This window comes from Glycomyces terrestris (genome assembly GCF_003933745.1).
In the GTDB taxonomy this organism is placed as follows: Bacteria; Actinomycetota; Actinomycetes; order Mycobacteriales; family Micromonosporaceae; genus Glycomyces; species Glycomyces terrestris.
This window is the reverse complement of record NZ_RSEB01000006.1, coordinates 171,131-188,804: the sequence shown is the minus strand read 5'-3', so window position 1 is coordinate 188,804 and position 17,674 is coordinate 171,131. Positions and strand designations below refer to the sequence as shown.

13 protein-coding genes and 1 pseudogene are annotated in these 17,674 nt (G+C 73.1%); 13 read left to right on the top strand and 1 reads right to left on the bottom strand.

Annotated features, from left to right (window positions below; translation table 11 throughout):
* The first annotated feature begins 149 nt into the window (after positions 1 to 149).
* The 12 genes and pseudogenes from EIW28_RS20985 to EIW28_RS25535 all read left to right on the top strand — a co-directional run.
* The gene (locus EIW28_RS20985) at positions 150 to 1,961 is read left to right on the top strand and encodes an ABC transporter substrate-binding protein (RefSeq protein ID WP_125249667.1); all 1,812 of its coding nucleotides are present in this window, start codon (positions 150 to 152) and stop codon (positions 1,959 to 1,961) included.
* Positions 1,958 to 3,016, top strand: a complete 1,059-nt coding sequence (locus EIW28_RS20980) for an ABC transporter permease (protein ID WP_125249666.1) — start codon at positions 1,958 to 1,960, stop codon at positions 3,014 to 3,016. The genes EIW28_RS20985 and EIW28_RS20980 overlap by 4 nt, the downstream gene beginning before the upstream one ends.
* Positions 3,013 to 3,945, top strand: coding sequence for an ABC transporter permease (locus EIW28_RS20975; protein WP_125249665.1), 933 nt, complete (start codon positions 3,013 to 3,015; stop codon positions 3,943 to 3,945). Before EIW28_RS20980 ends, EIW28_RS20975 begins: the two co-directional genes overlap by 4 nt.
* Positions 3,942 to 4,925 (top strand): ABC transporter ATP-binding protein, encoded by a 984-nt coding sequence (locus EIW28_RS20970; RefSeq protein WP_125249664.1) that lies wholly within the window; start codon positions 3,942 to 3,944, stop codon positions 4,923 to 4,925. Before EIW28_RS20975 ends, EIW28_RS20970 begins: the two co-directional genes overlap by 4 nt.
* Positions 4,912 to 5,904, top strand: a complete 993-nt coding sequence (locus tag EIW28_RS20965) for an ABC transporter ATP-binding protein (RefSeq protein WP_125249663.1) — start codon at positions 4,912 to 4,914, stop codon at positions 5,902 to 5,904. Before EIW28_RS20970 ends, EIW28_RS20965 begins: the two co-directional genes overlap by 14 nt.
* Positions 5,901 to 6,731 (top strand): M55 family metallopeptidase, encoded by an 831-nt coding sequence (locus EIW28_RS20960; RefSeq protein ID WP_125249662.1) that lies wholly within the window; start codon positions 5,901 to 5,903, stop codon positions 6,729 to 6,731. Before EIW28_RS20965 ends, EIW28_RS20960 begins: the two co-directional genes overlap by 4 nt.
* The gene (locus EIW28_RS20955; protein ID WP_125249661.1) at positions 6,724 to 8,016 is read left to right on the top strand and encodes a M20/M25/M40 family metallo-hydrolase; all 1,293 of its coding nucleotides are present in this window, start codon (positions 6,724 to 6,726) and stop codon (positions 8,014 to 8,016) included. The genes EIW28_RS20960 and EIW28_RS20955 overlap by 8 nt, the downstream gene beginning before the upstream one ends.
* A 9-nt stretch (positions 8,017 to 8,025) precedes the next feature.
* On the top strand, positions 8,026 to 10,005 hold the full coding sequence (locus EIW28_RS20950; RefSeq protein ID WP_125249660.1) for a prolyl oligopeptidase family serine peptidase: 1,980 nt from the start codon (positions 8,026 to 8,028) through the stop codon (positions 10,003 to 10,005).
* Positions 10,002 to 10,919 (top strand): S66 peptidase family protein, encoded by a 918-nt coding sequence (locus EIW28_RS20945; protein WP_125249659.1) that lies wholly within the window; start codon positions 10,002 to 10,004, stop codon positions 10,917 to 10,919. The genes EIW28_RS20950 and EIW28_RS20945 overlap by 4 nt, the downstream gene beginning before the upstream one ends.
* 135 nt (positions 10,920 to 11,054) lie before the next feature.
* Positions 11,055 to 12,833 (top strand): glycoside hydrolase family 3 protein, encoded by a 1,779-nt coding sequence (locus tag EIW28_RS20940; RefSeq protein WP_125249658.1) that lies wholly within the window; start codon positions 11,055 to 11,057, stop codon positions 12,831 to 12,833.
* A 9-nt stretch (positions 12,834 to 12,842) separates the two neighbouring features.
* Positions 12,843 to 14,090: an exo-beta-N-acetylmuramidase NamZ family protein gene (locus EIW28_RS20935; protein WP_125249657.1), complete on the top strand. Its 1,248-nt coding sequence runs from the start codon at positions 12,843 to 12,845 to the stop codon at positions 14,088 to 14,090.
* Between the two features lie 23 nt (positions 14,091 to 14,113).
* Positions 14,114 to 15,376 (top strand): annotated as a pseudogene (locus EIW28_RS25535) (serine hydrolase domain-containing protein); the annotation flags it as partial.
* A gap of 486 nt (positions 15,377 to 15,862) precedes the next feature.
* On the opposite strand, the gene EIW28_RS25530 reads toward EIW28_RS25535, so the two are convergent.
* Positions 15,863 to 16,861 carry an SDR family oxidoreductase gene (locus tag EIW28_RS25530; protein WP_125249738.1) on the bottom strand — a complete coding sequence of 333 codons (999 nt, stop codon included), beginning with the start codon at positions 16,859 to 16,861 and terminating at the stop codon, positions 15,863 to 15,865.
* Between the two features lie 154 nt (positions 16,862 to 17,015).
* On the opposite strand from EIW28_RS25530, the gene EIW28_RS20920 reads away from it, so the two are divergent.
* Positions 17,016 to 17,669, top strand: a complete 654-nt coding sequence (locus EIW28_RS20920) for a VOC family protein (RefSeq protein ID WP_158630490.1) — start codon at positions 17,016 to 17,018, stop codon at positions 17,667 to 17,669.
* Positions 17,670 to 17,674: the final 5 nt, after the last annotated feature.

Here is a 17,674-nt window from a genome sequence, read left to right as displayed (position 1 = left end):
GCGCCCCATATTGCAGCAATGAAAACTTTCTTCACATCGTTGACAACTCGAGAAGAGTTCCGTCATGCTGTCCGGTACATTCCAGGCCGCGGCCGCGGTGCGCGCCGCGGGCACTGGCGCCCGGAACCGAATGCGAGGACCTGCACCCCATGAATCCCCATGCCCTGACGCGGCGGCTCCTCTCCGCCGCGGCCGCGCTCCTGATGTCGGCCGGAGCGCTGGCCGTCGCCGCGCCCGGCGCGGCCCAAGAGGAGCAGACGGACTCCCTGCTCATCGCCACGAACCAGGAGGTCGACACCTTCAACCCGTTCAAGCGGCGGTTCGTCATCACCTACAACACGAGCATGATGACGTACGAGACGCTCGTGCGCATGGGCACCGACTACGAGCCGGTGCCGGGCCTGGCGACCGAATGGGAGGAGTCCGAGGACGGTCTCACCTGGACGTTCCAGATCCGCGAAGGCGCCGAATGGTCCGACGGCGAGCCCCTCACCGCGCAGGACGTCGCCTACACCTACGACCTCCTCATCGAGAACCAGGCCATTCGCGACTGGAACATCGACTTCGCCGGGAACCTGGTGAGCGCCGAGGCGCCGGACGACACCACGTTCGTGCTCACGCTCGCGCAGCCGTCGCCGTGGGACGTGCTCACCCGCGAGGTGTTCATCGTGCCCGAGCACATCTGGTCGCAGTATCCGGACCCGTCGGCCGACGACGCGAACCAGCTGCCGCTGGTCGGCTCCGGACCGTTCCAGGTCACCGAGTTCGAGACCGACGAGTTCATCCGGCTCGAGGCCAACGAGCACTACTGGGACGGCGCGCCCGGGTTCGACGAGATCGTCTTCGACTACTACACCGAGACCGACGCGGCCGTGGCCGCGCTCGAAGCCGGCGAGGTCGACATCGTGAACGGCCTCAACCCGGCCCAGATCGAGGCCCTCGACGGCCAGGACGGCATCACCGTCAACAACGCGCAGGGCCGCCGGTACGTCTCGCTCACCCTCAACTACAACTCGGTGACGCAGGACGGCACCGCGTTCGGCGACGGGCACCCCGCGCTCAAGGACCCGATCGTCCGCCAGGCCATGCACATGGCGATCGACAAGGCGGCCCTGGTCGACCGGGTCCTCGACGGCAACGGCCAGCCCGCGACCTCGATCATCCCCGAGATCTTCGAGCAGTACCACTGGGACGGCGGGGACTCCCTGCTGGAGTTCGACATCGACGCGGCGAACGCCCTCCTCGACGAGGCCGGGTACGTGCGCGGCGAGGACGGGATCCGGACCATGCCGGGCACCGGCGAGCGGCTGAGCTTCCGGTTCTTCCAGCACGCCGACAACACCGACTACGCGACCGTGGTGCAGTTCGTGACCGAGTGGTGGACCGAACTCGGCCTGGAGATCAAGCCCGAGGCCATCGAGCAGGGCACCCTGAACGACATGGCCTACCTGGGCGAGTTCGACATCGCCTTCTCCGGCTGGGGCGTCGGCCCCAACCCGACCGAGCAGCTCGGCATGCACACCTGCGCGGTCCTGCCGACCCTGACCGACGGCACCGAGCGCTCCAGCGAGAACAACTACTGCAACCCCGAGTTCGACGCGCTCCACGAGCAGCAGAAGGTCGAGTCCGACCCGGACGCGCGCGCCGCGCTCATCAAGGAGCAGCAGCGGATGCTCTACGAGGACACGCCCGTGATCTACCTGTACTACCAGAACGTGCTCGAGGCGTACAACAGCGACAAGATCACCGGCATGACGCTCCAGCCCAGCGACGGCGGCATGATCACCGGCCAGCAGGGCTACGCGTGGTCGTACGTCACCGCGCAGCCGGTCGGCGCAGCCGAGGAGGCCGGGACGCCGGCCTGGGTGTGGATCGCCGTCGCGGGCGCCGCGGTCGTGGTCGTGGCCGGCGCCGTCGTGTTCGCGCTGCGGCGCAGGAAGACCGCGGACGAGCGCGAATGACGGCCGACGGTCCGACCCCCGCGGACGCGGCGGCGCCCTCCGGCGCCGCCCCGTCCGCGGGGCGCCGCCCCGGGCGCGTCGCGAACGGGTTCGGGCGGTACCTCTGCAAGCACGTCGCCGGCGCCGCCGTGTCGCTCCTGCTGGTGCTGTTCTCGTCGTTCTTCATCTTCCGGCTCATCGCCGGGGACCCGATCGACCAGCTCACCAAGGAGCGGCCCGTCTCGCCCGAGGAGCGCGCCGCGCTCCGGGCCGAGCTCGGCCTCGACCGGCCCATGTGGGAGCAGTTCTGGGACTACATCATCGGAACGCTCACCATGGACCTCGGGGACTCGTTCCAGTACCGGCGCCCGATCTTCGACCTCATCGTCGAGCGGCTGCCGGCCACGATCCTGCTCTCCGGCACCGGCATGGTGCTCGCCGTCCTGCTCGGCTTCTGGATCGGCACCCGCACCGGCTGGCGGCAGGGCAGCCGCTACGACCGCGGGCACGTCGCGGCCGGCCTGCTCCTGTACTCGGCGCCCACGTTCTGGCTCGGCATGATCGTCATCCTCGTCTTCGCGCGGTACCTGGGGATCTTCCCGGTCAACGGGATGCGCTCGCCGAGCACGCCGCCGCAGTTCTGGCCGCAGGCGCTCGACATCGCCCACCACCTGGTGCTGCCGGTGCTCACCTACACGGCCGTGGTGTACGCCGGGTACCTCATGATCATGCGCTCGTCCATCCTGGACGAGATCGGCTCGGACTACCTGACGACGGCACGGGCCAAGGGCCTGCGGGACGACCAGGTGCGCGACCGGCACGCGGTGCCGAACGCGCTCCTGCCCACCGTGACGCTGGTGTTCCTCGCCATCGGCGGGATCGTCAACGGCTCCATCGTGACCGAGGCGGTGTTCTCCTGGCCGGGCCTGGGCAGCCTGTTCGTGCAGGCGGTCTTCTACCCCGACCGGCCGGTCCTCCAGGCGCTGTTCGTGCTGTTCTCGGCCTCCACGATCCTCGCGGTCCTCGCCGCCGAGATCCTCTACTGGTTCATCGACCCACGGATTCGGAAGTCATGACGGCATCCACACCGACCCCGGCGCCCGCGGCCTCCGCCGCGCGGCGCCGGCTGGCACGGGCGCGGCGGCGGCAGTCGCTCGCCCGCTCCTGGGCCGCCTACCGGGCCCAGCGCACCGGCATGATCGGCCTGGTCCTCCTGGGCGCCATCGTGGTCCTGGCGATCGCCGCGCCCGTCCTCGTCGACGAGTCCGCGCTCTCGGTCACGCAGGCCACCGGCGGGCGCATGGAGCCGCCGAGCGCGGCGTTCCCGCTCGGCACCGACGAGGTCGGCCGCTCCGTGCTCGCGCTGACGCTGTGGGGCTCGCGGATCTCCCTCCTCATCGGACTCACCGCGACCGTCGTCGCCGTCGTCATCGGCACCGCCGTCGGCGTCACCAGCGGCCACGTCGGCGGCTGGTACGGCTGGGTCGCGCTGCGCGTCTCCGACTGGTTCATGGTGCTGCCCAGCCTGGTCGTGGCCATCGCACTCCTGGCCGTGCTCGGCCGGAGCATGGCCACCACCATCATCGTCATCGCGCTCGTCTCCTGGTCGGGCACGACCCGCCTGGTGCGGGCCCAGACGCTCACCGTCCAGTCCCGGCCCTACCTCGAGCGCGCCCGCGCGCTCGGCGCGGGCCACTGGCACCAGATGACCAAGCACATTCTCCCCAACGTCCTCCCGCTGGTGCTCGCCAGCGCGACCCTGCTCGTGCCCTCGGCGATCCTCATGGAGTCCTCGCTCGCGTGGCTGGGCCTGGGCGACCCGAACGTGGTCTCGTGGGGCTCGATCCTCAACCGCGCCAGCGACAACGGCGCGGTCTCGGCGCACGCCTGGTGGTACCTGCTGCCGCCGGGCCTGGCGATCCTGCTGGTCGTGCTCGCGTTCATGATGTGCGGGCGGGCCCTGGAGGCCGTGTTCAACCCCCGGCTGCGAGGTGAGTCCGCATGACGCTCCTGGAGTTCCGGGACGTGCACGTCACGTACACCGGCTCGCGCGGGCGCATCCCGGCCGTGCGCGGCGTCGACCTGACGGTGGAGGCCGGGACGACGCTCGGCATCGCGGGCGAGTCGGGCTGCGGGAAGTCGACGCTCGCGATGGCGGTGCTGCGGCTGCTGCCGAAGACCGCGGAGGTCACCGGCGAGATCCTGCTCGACGGCGAGGACCTGCTCGCGATGGGGTGGGGCCGGCTGCGGGCGGTGCGGTGGACGGGCGCCTCGATCGTGTTCCAGGGGGCGATGCACTCGCTCAACGCGGTGCAGCGGATCGGGCGGCAGGTGGCCGAGCCGATGCTGGTGCACGACAAGGGCTTGAGCGCGGCGGCGGCCGCGAAGCGGGCCGAGGGCCTGCTCGAGCGGGTCGGGCTGCCGGCGTCGCGGGCGCGGAGCTACCCGCACGAGCTGTCGGGCGGGCAGCGCCAGCGGGTCATGATCGCGATGGCGCTGGCGTGCGACCCGGACCTGATCATCGCCGACGAGGCGACGACGGCGCTCGACGTCATGGTGCAGGCCCAAGTGCTGCAACTGATCTCGGGGCTGGTGTCGGAGCGGGGCGTGGGCCTGGTGATGATCAGCCACGACCTGTCGGTGCTCTCCTCGGTGTGCGACACGGCCGCGGTCATGTACGCGGGACGGGTGGTCGAGCAGGGGCCGGCGCGGGAGGTGTTCGCGCAGGCGCGGCACCCGTACTCGGCGGCGCTCGGGGCGGCGTTCCCGGTGATCGGGGACCCGGCCTCGCGCCGGAACCCGGGCGGCCTGGCGGGCGACCCGCCGGACCCGGCGCGGCTGCCGGAGGGCTGCTCGTTCCGGCCGCGGTGCGCGGTGGCGGTCGAGCGGTGCGGCGAGGCGGCGCCGGAGCTGTTGCACATCGGGGGCGCGCGGTCGAGCGCGTGCTTCGTGGCCCAGGAAGGGGAGCCCGTTGTCATCGGATGAGCTGGTGCTGTCGGCGCGGGGCCTGCGGGTCGAGTTCGGACTGCCCGGGGGGCGGACCGCGCGGGCCGTGGACGGCGTGGACCTGGAGGTCCGGCCCGGGGAGATCGTGGCCCTGGCCGGGGAGTCCGGGTGCGGGAAGACGACGCTGGCGCGCACGCTGCTGGGCCTGGAGCGGGCCACCGGCGGCGAGGTCGCGTTCGGCGGGCGGCCGCTGGGGCGGTCGTCGAAGGCGCTCAAGGCGTACCGGCGGCAGGTGCAGCTGGTGCTCCAGGACCCGTCGGGGGCGCTGAACCCGCGGCACACCGTGTACGAGGCGGTGGCCGAGGGGCTGCGGATCCACGGGATCGGCGACGACGAGCCGGCGCGGGTCGCGGACGCGCTCGCGCGGGCGGGGCTGCGGCCGCCGGAGCGGTTCTTCCTCGCGTACCCGCACGAGCTCTCGGGCGGGCAGCGCCAGCGCGTGGTGATCGCGGGGGCGCTGGTGCTGGAGCCGAGCATCCTGGTCGCCGACGAGCCGGTGGCGTCGCTGGACGCGTCGGTGCGCGGGGAGATCCTCTCGCTCCTGCTGCGGCTCAAGGAGGACGCGGGGCTCGGGGCGCTGGTGATCACGCACGACCTGGGGCTGGCGTGGAGCATCGCGGACCGGATCGCGATCATGTACCTGGGGCGGATCGTGGAGCAGGGGCCGGTGGAGCAGGTGCTCACCGAGCCGCGGCACCCGTACACGCGCGCGCTGGTGTCGGTGCTGCCCAACTCGGCCGCGTTCCTGGACGGCGCGGCGGAGCCGGTGGTGCTGGCCGGGGAGCTGCCGGACGCGTCGCGGATTCCGGGCGGGTGCCGGTTCCGGCCGCGGTGCCAGGAGGTGGCGTCGGGGGCCGCCCTGGCGGTGCTGGGGCGGTGCGAGGGCGAGGACCCGGTGCTGGGGTCCGGGGCGCACGCGGCGGCGTGCCATCTCGTGCATGCGAGGATGGCGGCGTGAAGATCCTCATCAGCGCCGACATGGAGGGCGCGACGGGTGTGACGTGCCCCGAGGACGTGCTGCCGGGCGGGCCGGGCTGGGAGCGGATGCGGCCGGTGTTCACCGGCGACGTGAACGCGGCGGTGCAGGGCCTGTTCATGCAGGGCGCGGACGCGGTGGTGGTGAACGAGGCGCACTGGTCGATGCGGAACCTGCTGCTGGAGCGGCTGGACCCGCGGGCGTCGATGATCACCGGCCGGCACAAGGACCTGTCCATGATGGAGGGCGTGCAGCACGGGGACGTGGACGGCGTGGTGTTCCTGGGCTACCACGCGGGCGCCGGCGAGGAGGGGGTGCTGGCGCACACGTACCTGGCGAACTCGGTGACGGGCGTGTGGCTCGACGGGGTGCGCGCGAGCGAGGGCCGCCTGAACGCGGCGGTGGCGGCCGAGTTCGGGGTCCCGGTCATCATGGTGATCGGCGACGACAAGACCGTCGAGGACGCGAGGGGCTATGCGCCGCAAGCGGTCGGCGTGCAGGTGAAGGAGTGCGTGTCGCGGTACGCGGCGCGGTGCGACCCGCCCGAGGCGACGGCCGAGGCGATCACGGCCGGGGCCGCGGAGGCGGTGGCGCTGGCGGTGCGGCACGAGCCGGTCGTCCTCCCGCACCGGGTCGAGGTCGAGTTCGACGCGGACCACCTGGCGCGGGCGGTGACGGTGGTCCCGGGCGTGGCGGTGTGCGGGGAGCGGCGCGTCGGGTACGAGGCGGCCACGATGTACGAGGCGATCCGCTGCTTCAAGGCGGTCACGACGCTGGCGAGCGCGGCGATGGAGGAGCAGTATGGCTGACGAGCGGTCGTTCGAGGAGGTCGTCGAGTTCACTCGCGACCTGATCCGCATCGACACGACGAACCGGGGCGGCGGCGACGGGGACGAGCGGGCGGCGGCGGAGTACGCGGCCGTGAAGCTGGCGGAGGCCGGGCTGGAACCGGTGGTCCTCGAGAAGGCCCCGGGTCGGTCCAATGTGGTGGCCCGGTTGGCGGGGGCCGATCCGGACGCTCCGGCGCTGCTGGTGCACGGGCACCTCGACGTGGTCCCCGCCGAGGCCGCCGACTGGAGCGTGGACCCGTTCTCGGGCGAGATCGACGCCGACGGGATGCTCTGGGGCCGCGGCGCGATCGACATGAAGAGCATGGACGCGATGATGCTCGCGGCCGTGCGGTCCTGGGCGCGCGAGGGCGTGCGGCCGCGGCGGTCGATCGTGTTCGCGTTCCTGGCGGACGAGGAGGCCGAGGCCGACTACGGGTCGCGGTTCCTCGCGGACGAGCACGCGGAGCTGTTCGAGGGCTGCACCGAGGGGATCTCGGAGATGGGCGGGTTCACCTTCCACAGCGAGGGGATGCGGATCTACCCGATCGCGGCGGGCGAGCGCGGCACGGCCTGGCTGGAGCTGACGGCGCGGGGCCGGGCCGGGCACGGCTCCAAGCGGAACCCCGAGAACGCGGTGAGCAGGCTCGCGGCGGCCGTGGCGCGCATCGGCGCGCACGAGTGGCCGCTGCGGGTGACGCCCGTGGTGGAGGCCGCGGTGCGCGAGCTGGCGGAGCTGCACGGCGTCGCCCCCGACTACGAGGACCTGTCGGGCCTGGGCGAGGCGGCGCAGCTGGTGGAGTCGACGCTGCGCAACAGCGCGAACCCGACGGTCCTGGAGGCGGGGTACAAGATCAACGTCATCCCCGAGCACGCCCGGGCCGAGGTGGACGGCCGGGTGGTGCCCGGCGGGGAGGCCGAGTTCGAGGCGACCCTGGACGAGCTGTGCGGGCCCGACGTCCAGTGGCGCTACGCGCATCGGGACGCGTCGCTCATCGCGCCGGTCGACTCGCCGACGTTCCGGGCGATGCGCGCGGCGATCGAGAAGTTCGACCCCGAGGGGCACCCGGTGCCGTACTGCATGTCCGGCGGCACCGACGCGAAGCCGTTCACGCCCCTGGGGATCACCGGCTACGGGTTCTCGCCGCTCGCGCTGCCGCCCGGCTTCGGGTACGGGAAGCTCGCGCACGGCGTCGACGAGCGCGTCCCGGTCGAGGGGCTGCGGTTCGGCCTGCGGGTCCTGGACGACTTCCTGCTGAGCGCTTAGGAGCAGACCGTGAAGCGATCCCCTTACGGCGCCTGGGACTCCCCCATCGGCGCCGACCTGGTCGCCGCCTCGGACGGGCGGCCCGGGTTCCTCGGCGCGGTCGGCGGCGAGCTGTGGTGGACCGAGCCGCGCCCGAACGAGGGCGGGCGGCGGGCCCTGGTGCGGCGCAAGGAGGACGGGACCACCGAGACCGTGCTGCCCGAGCCGTGGAACGTGCGCAACCGGGTGCACGAGTACGGCGGCCGGCCGTGGGCGGGCGCGGTCGGCGAGGACGGCGGCCCGGTCGTCGTGTTCACCAACTACGCGGACCAGCGGCTGTACGTGTTCGCGCCGGACCGGCACCGCGAACCGCTCCCGGTCAGCCCCGCGCCGGCGTTCCCCGGCGCGCTGCGCTGGTCCGAGCCGGTCGTGGACCTGGAGCGGTCCGAGGCGTGGGCGGTCCTGGAGGAGCACACCGGGCCGAACCCGACCGACGTGCGGCGCGTGCTCGCGGCGGTCGACCTGACGCGGCACGGCGACGCGGCGGCCTACCGGGAGCTGACCGACGACGCCTACCGGTTCCTCGCCTGCCCGCGGGTGAGCCCGAGCGGCGCCGCGATCGCGTGGATCGCGTGGAACCACCCGCACATGCCCTGGGACGAGACCCAACTGCGCGTCGCCGACATCACCGCGGACGGGGCCCTGACCGGGGCGAGGACCGTCGCCGGAGGCGGCGGCGAGTCGATCGCGCAGGTCGAGTGGACCCGCGACGACACCCTCGTGTTCGCCGGGGACCGCGGCGGCTGGTGGAACCTGCACTGGAGCGACCCGCACACCGGCGAGCGCGGCCCGGTCCTGGAGGCCGAGGCCGAGTTCGCGGGTCCCCTGTGGACGCTCGGGTCGCAGTGGTTCCAGATCCTCGCCTCCGGCGACATCGCCGCCGTCCACGGCAGGGGCGAAGGGCGCCTGGGCGTCTTCGACGCGTGGGAGCGGCGGATGAACCTCGTCGAGGGCCCCTGGACCGACTGGGCCCCCGGGATCACCGCCGTCGGCGACCGGGTCTACGGCCTGGCCGCGAGCGCGCACACCGGCTACGAGGTGGTCGAGGTGGACTCGCTCTCGCTGGCGGCCAAGGCGGTCGCGGCCGAGCACGTGCCCGCCGTCGACCCGGCGTACCTGCCGGTCCCCGAGCACCGCACGTTCACCGGGCCGGGCGGGCGCGAGGTCCACGCCCACGTCTACCCGCCCCGTAACCCCGGTTTCGCAGGGCCCGAAGGCGAGCGGCCGCCGTACGCGGTGTGGGTCCACGGGGGCCCGACCAGCCACGTGCGGGCCGTGCTCGACCTCGAACTGGCCTACTTCACCTCCCGCGGCATCGGCGTGGTGGAGGTGAACTACGGCGGCTCGACCGGGTACGGGCGGGCCTACCGGGAGCGGCTGCGCGAGGCGTGGGGCGAGGTCGACGTCGAGGACTGCGCGGCCGTCGCCAGGGCGCTGGCGGCCGAGGGCGCGGCGGACGCGGGCCGGATCGCGATCCGCGGCGGCAGCGCCGGCGGCTGGACAGCCGCGGCCTCGCTCACCTCGCCTGCAGCGCAGGGGGTGTACGCGTGCGCGGTGGTGAAGTACCCGATCCTGGACCTGGCGCTGTGGAGCGGCGACGACACGCACGACTTCGAGTCGCAGTACGTGTACTCGCTCGTGGGGCCGCCGGGGAGGCTCGAGGAGCGGTCGCTGGAGCGCTCGCCGGTGCACCACGCCGACCGGATCGAGGTGCCGTTCGTCCTGCTCCAGGGCCTGGAGGACGAGATCTGCCCGCCCGCGCAGGCGGAGCTGCTGCTCGAGCGCGTCAAGGGCAGGGGCGTGCCGCACGCCTACCGGGCCTACGAGGGCGAGCAGCACGGGTTCCGGCGGGCCGAGACGATCGTGGACGCCGTGCTCGCCGAGCACGCCCTGTACGCGGCGGTCTTCGGCTTCGCGGGCCCCGACGTCGACCTGGGGCTGGAGCCGTGAGGGCGCTGCGCCGGCCGCGGCGGCTCGTCCCCGGCGACCGGGTCGCGGTGGTCTCCCCCGCGGGCCCTTCCCCCACCGCGAACCTCGAAGCGGGACTTGGCGTCCTGCGCTCGTGGGGCCTGGAGCCGGTGCTCCTGCCGCACGCGGCGGCCCAGGGCGCGTACCTGGCCGGCGGCGACGCCGAGCGGGCCGCGGACTTCGAGGCGGCCTGGGCCGACCCGTCGTTCGCGGCCGTGATCGCCGCGCGCGGCGGCTACGGGGCGCAGCGGATGCTCGACCGCGTCGACTGGGTCCGGCTGCGCGGGGCCGAGCCGAAGGCGCTCGTGGGCTTCAGCGACGTGACGGCCCTGCACGAGGCGGTCGCGCTCAAGCTGGGGACGGCGACGATCCACGGCCCCATGCCGGCCTGGTCCGCGTTCGCCGCCGACGAGGCGATGCGCGAGCACCTGCGGCTGACGCTGTTCGAGCCCGAGCGGGTGCAGGTCCTCGCGCCGCGCTTCGCGAAGCCGATCACGGGCGGGAGGGCGACCGGGGTGACCGTCGGCGGGACGCTGACGCTCCTGGCCGCCGGGATCGGCACCGCCGAGCACCGCGAGAGCCTCGCGGGCGGCCTGCTGCTGCTGGAGGACGTCGGCGAGGCGCCGTACCGGCTCGACCGGGCCCTGACGCAGCTGCGGCGCGCCGGCTGGTTCGACGGGATCGCCGGGGTCGTCCTCGGCTCCTGGGTCGAATGCGGGCCCGAGGCGGAGGTGCGCGCGCTGTTCGAGGACCTGCTCGGGGACCTCGGCGTGCCGGTCGTCTGGGACTTCTGCTTCGGCCACTGCCCGAACACGCTCACGGTCCCGTTGGGGCTCAAGGCGACCCTGGACGCGGACGCGGGGACGCTGGCGTTCGCGGAGCCGGCGCTGCGCTAGCGGCCGCCCGCCAGTTTCTGAAAATTCTCTCCGTAGTCTTGCCTTCACTTGAAGCTTTCTGCCAGGATGGGCGGATCGGGTCAACCCGTCGCGAAGGGACCGCCCCCGAATCCCCGCAGAGACTGGAGTCGCGCCATGGAGACGCATCCCCGCCGGACCGTGCTCGCCGCCGCCCTCGGCGCCGCCGCGGCGGCGGCCGCCGCAGGAACCGCGCACGCGCACGGCGACCGGGGCGAGCGCCGGTTCGTCAAGCGCCGCCTCAAGGCCATGAGCCTGGAGGAGAAGGTCGGACAGCTGTTCACCACCTACGCGTACGGGCAGACCGCCGACACCACGGCCGCCGCCGACGTCGCCGCCAACCGGGCCGCGCACGGCGTCGACAACGCCGCCGAGCTCATCGAGACCTACCACCTCGGCGGGATCATCTACTTCGCCTGGTCGAACAACGTCGCGAACCCCGACCAGATCACGGCCCTCTCCAACGGGCTCCAGGACGCGGCCCTCGCCGACTGCGGCACGCCGCTGTTCATCGCCACCGACCAGGAGCACGGCCTCGTCACCCGCATCGGCCCGCCCGCCACGCAGCTGCCCGGCGCGATGGCGCTCGGCGCGACCCACGACCCCGAGGCCGCCCGGGCCGCGGCCGTGATCGCCGGGACCGAGCTGCGCGCCATGGGACTGAACCAGAACTTCGCGCCCGACGCCGACGTCAACGTCAACCCCGCCAACCCCGTGATCGGGGTGCGCTCCTTCGGGTCCGACGCCGAGCACGTCGCCGCGTTCGTGGCCGCGCAGGTCGAGGGCTACCAGGCCCGGGGCGACCTCGCCGCCACGGTCAAGCACTTCCCCGGGCACGGCGACACCGAGGACGACAGCCACGCCGAGCTGCCGCGCATCGACCACACCTACGAGGAGTGGCAGGCGATCGACGCCCCGCCGTTCCGCGCCGCGATCGCCTCCGGCGTGGACCTCGTCATGACCGCGCACATCCAGTTCCCGGCCCTGGACGACTCGCTGCGGCCCGCGACGCTCTCGGAGGAGATCCTCACCGGGCTGCTGCGCGAGGAGCTCGGCTACGACGGCGTCGTCATCACCGACTCGCTGCGCATGGAGGGCGTGCGCGACGGCTACGGCGACGACCGCATCCCCGTCCTCGCGCTCCTGGCCGGCGCGGACGTCCTGCTCATGCCCGAGCACATCGACGTCGCGTTCAACGCCGTCCTCGACGCGGTCGGGACCGGCGAGCTCACCGAGCGGCGCATCGACGAGTCCGTCACCCGCATCCTCGGCCTGAAGTACCGGCTCGGCTTGTTCGGGAACCCGTACGCCGACCCGGAACTGGTCAACGACGTGGTCGGCGCCCCGGCCAGCCTCGAAGCGGCGCAGGCGCTCTCGGACCGCACCACGACCCTAGTCGTCAACGACGGGACGCTGCCGGTCGCGACCGACGGCGGGGCCGTCCTGGTCACCGGCTGGGGCGTGACGACGAACGCGCGGCTCGTCGCCGAGTTCGCGAACCGCGGCTGGAGCCCCACGGGCCTGGTCACCGGCACCGCGCCGACGCAGGCGCAGATCGACGCGGCCGTGGCCGCCGCCGACGGGAAGGCCCTGATCGCGGTGGCGACCAACAACGCCAAGGCGAACCCGGGCCAGGCCGCGCTCGTGCGGGCGCTCGCCGCCACCGGCGTCCCGCTCGTCGCGATCGGGGTGCAGAACCCCTACGACATCGCGTCCTTCCCCGACGACGTGAACGCCTACCTCGCGACCTACTCGTACTCGCTCGACGGCCTCGAATCGGCCGTCCGCGCGATCCTCGGCTCGGTGAACCCGCAGGGGCGCCTGCCGGTCGACATCCCGCGCGCCGACGACCCCGGCGCGGTCCTGTTCCCGTTCGGCCACGGCCTGAGCTACTAGGAGGGCGACGTGAAGCGCAGGACCGTCATCGGCGGCGCCGCCGCCGGAGCCGCGCTCGCGGCCACCGCCGCCGCACCCGCCGCCGCCCGCGGCAGGCGCGTCAGGACCGGCGCGGAGGTGCTGGCCCGCGACGACTTCCGCGACCTCGCCGGGCAGCGGGTCGGCGTCGTGTCGAACCCGACCGGCGTGCTCCCGGACCTGAGCCACGAAGTGGACCTCATGCACGGCAGCGGGAAGGTCGACCTCGCGGCGGTCTTCGGGCCCGAGCACGGCTTCCGGGGCGTCTCGCAGGCCGGCGAGGGCGAGGAGTTCTTCCTCGACCCGAAGACCGGGCTGCCGGTGTACAACGCGTACAACGACATGGACCGCATGGCGGAGCTGTTCGCCGAGACCGGGATCGAGACCGTCGTCTTCGACATCCAGGACGTGGGCGCCCGGTTCTACACCTACATCTGGACCATGTACCTCGCGATGGAGGCCGCCGGGCAGCTCGGGCTGCGGTTCGTGGTCCTCGACCGGCCCAACCCGGGCACGGGCCTGGCCGCGAGCGGGCCGGTGCTCCACCCCGAGCACGCGACCTTCGTGGGGCTCAAGCCGATCGCGCAGCGCCACGGCATGACCGTGGGCGAGCTCGCCGGGCTGTTCAACGGCGAGTTCCTCGGCGGCGCCGTCGACCTCGCGGTGGTGCGGATGGAAGGCTGGCGGCGCGGCATGCACTTCGAGGAGACGGGGCTGCCGTGGGTGCCGCCGTCGCCGAACATGCCCACGGTCGCGACGGCCGTGGTGTACCCGGGGACGTGCCTGTTCGAGGCCACCGCGCTCTCGGAGGGCCGCGGCACCACGAAGCCGTTCGAGCTCCTCGGCGCGCCCGGGATCGACCACGCGTGGTCCGAGGAGCTGGAGGGGCTGCCGGGCACCGCCTTCCGGGAGGCGTATTTCACCCCGACGTTCTCGAAATGGTCCGGAAAGGTCTGCGGCGGCGTCGAGCTGCAAGTCACCCGGAGGGATGAATTCGATCCGATCAGGACGGCGCTGGCGATGATCGTCGCGCAGCGGCGCGCCTTCCCGCAGTACGGCTGGCGGTCACAGGACGTGACGTCGTTCTGGCTGGACAAGCTCACCGGGAACCAGGCGGTCCGGCTCGCGATCGAGGCCGGCGCGGACGTCGACGAGGTCACGGCGCTGTGGTCCGACGAATTGGATGCGTTTTCCGAGCAAAGAGAGTCGTACTTGCTCTATCGCGGCACCGCTCAGTGATGGCACGATAACCAGGAGACACGATGCAGCGTCGAACCATGCTCGGGGGCGCGGCGGGGGCGCTATGGTCGGCGTTCGCGCTCGCCTCCGCCGCCAACGCCGAGGAGCGCCCCTCCATGCCCGAACTGACCGGCCCGCCGAGCGCCGGACCGTACGACGTGACCTTTCCCGAACATCCGCGCGAACTGCGGTACGGGTCCTGTTCGGAAGCGCGGTTGACCGCCGCCCACGTCGACCTCATCACCCCCCGCCTGAAGTCCTATATGGAGGGCTCTGCGCCCTCGTTCCCCGGGTTCACCGTCCTGGCCGCGCGGCGCGGCGTGGTCGTGAAGCACGAGGCCGGCGGCCACCGGCTCCGCTACTCGGGCTGGGACGACGCGACCGAGACCGCCGTCGAGCTGCCCGAGTCCGAGCGGCTCCCCGCCGAGACCGGCACGGTCTACGACCTCGCCTCCATCTCGAAGCTGTTCACCGCCACCGTCACCGGCCGCCTCATCGACGACCACGTGGTCGACCTGAAGCTCCCGGTCGCCGAGTACCTGCCCGAGTTCGACTCCGTCGACCCCGCCAAGTCCCCGATCACGCTGGAGCAGCTGCTCTCGCACACCTCCGGGATGATCTCGTTCATCAACCTGTACGACAAGCCCGACGACGCGGCCCGGATGGCCGCCATCTACGCGCAGCCGCTGCGCCGCGTCCCCGGCAGCGGCTACGAGTACTCCGACCTCAACCTCATCGTCCTCGGCAAGGTCCTCGAACGCGTCACGGGCCAGCGCCTGGACGAACTGGTGGCCGCGTACGTGTGCGAGCCCTTGGGGCTCAAGGACACCGGGTACAACCCGGCGGACCGGTCGCGGACGGCCGCCACGGAGTACCAGCCGTGGACGGGCCGGGGCACCGTGCACGGGGAGGTCCACGACGAGAACGCGTGGGCGTTCGGCGGCGTCGCCGGGCACGCGGGCGTGTTCGCGACCGCGTGGGACCTGGCCGTGTTCGGGCAGATGATCCTCAACGGGGGCCGCTACGGCGACGCGGAGGTCCTCAGCGAGGCCACGGCCCGCCTGGTGTTCACGGACATGAACGCCGGCATGGGCGAGTCGGCGGCCCGCGGGATCGGCTGGCAGCTCGGGCAGCGCTGGTACATGGACGCGATGAGCTCACCGGTCACGGTGGGGCACACGGGGTACACGGGCACGTCGATCGTGCTCGACCCGCTCGCGGGCACGCTGCTGGTGCTTCTGACGAACCGGGTCCACCCGACGCGCAACCGGGGCACGGCCAGCGCCTACCGGCGGGCGGCCTCGCGGCCGCTGGGCCGGGCGGTGCCGGTGCGGCCCGAGCGGGGCCGGGACGCGTGGTACGCGGGGCAGGTCGACGCGTCGACCGCGACGCTCACGGCCGCGCTGCCGCGCCCGACCGACCGGGCCACCGTCGGGTTCGCGCTCTGGTACGACACCGAGGCGACCGACCTGGCGGTGCTGGAGACGAGCCCCGACGGGACGGTGTGGACGCCGGTGCCGCTCGACCTGCGGACCGAGGACCACTGCTGGCGCACCGAGGGAGCGTTCTCCGGGTACTCGGGGCGGCAGTGGATCCGGGCGTCGGCGGCGCTGCCGGACGGCACCGCGCTGCTGCGCTGGCGGTACACGTCGGACCCGGTGTACCAGGGCCGGGGCGTGTACGTGGACGACGCGGAGGTCCGCGAGGGCCGCGCCGTCCTGTGGGAGGACGGCGACGGCGTCGAGGCGGTCGGCTGGGAGCGGGTGCGCGATTTACGCGATCGGGCGCGGGGCGTAGCGGTCGGCGAGCCAGTCCATGACCTTGTCGCGCTGCGCGTCGACGACCTGGTGCTCGGGGTGGGCGTCGTACCAGGCGACCACCTCGCGCGCGCCCAGCTTGTAGGGCGTGGTGCGGCGCCCGAACTCGGGCACGAGCGCCTTGATCTTGCTGTTGTCGAAGACCATCGAGTGGGCCTTGTCGCCGAGGAGGCCCGGGCCCCAGTCGGGGTCGGCGGCGGCGATCGCGTCTGAGGGGACGTGGACGAGCTTCGGGTCCGGGACGCCCGCGGCGGCGGCGACGTGGAGGAAGATCTGGTTCCAGGTGGGGGCCTCGTCGCCGGTGATGTGGAACGCCTCGCCGATCGCGGCCTCCTTGCCGAGGAGGCCGGTGAAGCCGACGGCGAAGTCGCGGGCGTGGGTGATGGTCCACAGTGAGGTGCCGTCGCCGTGGACGACGACGGGCTTGCCGGCGCGCATGCGCTCGACGACGGTCCAGCCGCCGTCGAAGGGCAGCAGGGTCTCGTCGTAGGTGTGGGAGGGCCGCACGATGGTGGCGGGGAAGGCGTCCTCGCGGTAGGCGGCGGTGAGGATGTCCTCGCACTCGATCTTGTCGCGCGAGTACTGCCAGAACGGGTTGCGCAGCGGCGTGGACTCGGTGACGGGCAGGTGCGTGGGCGGGGTCTGGTAGGCCGAGGCGGACGAGATGAACAGGTACTGGCCGGTGCGGCCGGCGAACAGCTCGATGTCGCGGCGGACCTGCTCGGGGGTGAACACGACCCAGTTGACGACGGCGTCGAAGGTCCGGTCGCCGAGGACGGCGCGGACGGCGGCGGGGTCGCCCGCGTCGGCGGTGAGGACCTCGGCGCCTTCGGGGACGGCGCGCTCGCTGGTGCGGCCGCGGTTGAGGACGGTGACGTCGAGGCCCTGGGCGAGGGCCTCGCGCACGCAGGAGGTGGAGATCCGACCGGTTCCGCCGATGAACAGCACGCTGATGCTCACGTGAAACCCCTTTCTCTTGGGCAACGGTCCCCACCCTAACGCGCGCCCGGGCGCGGAGCGCGCCGTTGGCGAGGGCGGCACTGTCCGGCAATACCGCCGCACGGCGTCGCCGGCCGGGGTTGTCGGACCCCGGGGTTACGGTGGCCGCATGGACGACAGGGTCAGCCCCAAGGGCTTCCGCTCAGCCGAGGGCGCCGGCGATTGGCGGGTGCTCGGCGACGGCGCGTGCGCGTTCTTCGCGACCGCGTCGCTGGCGGAGGGCGCCGCGTTCGCCGCCGCGGTCGGGGCCCTGCCGGGCGTCGGGCCGCACCGGCCCGACATCGACCTGCGCCACGAGGGGGTGACGGTCCGGCTCGTCGCGGTGGAGCCGGACTTCTGGGGCCTCACGACCGCTGAGGTCGCACTGGCGCGGGAGATCTCGGCCCTCGCGGCTGGGAGGGGACTGGAGCCGAACCCCTCGCGGCTCCAATCCGTCCAGGTCAGCGTCGACGCGCTGTCGCACCCGCCGGTGATCCGGTTCTGGAAGGCGGTGCTCGGCTACGACGAGCGCGGCGGCGAGGACCTGGTCGACCCGCAGGGGCGCAACGCGTCCTTCTGGTTCCAGGAGATGGACGCGCCGCGGCCGCAGCGCAACCGCCTCCATGTGGACGTGTTCCTGCCCGAGGAGCAGGTCGAGGCCCGGCTCGCGGCGGCGCTCGCCGCGGGCGGCACGCTCGTGCGGGACCGCTCGCCTGAGTGGTGGGTCGTGGCCGACCCGGAGGGCAACGAGGCCTGCATCGCGACCCTCGCCGCCCGCGACTGACGTTT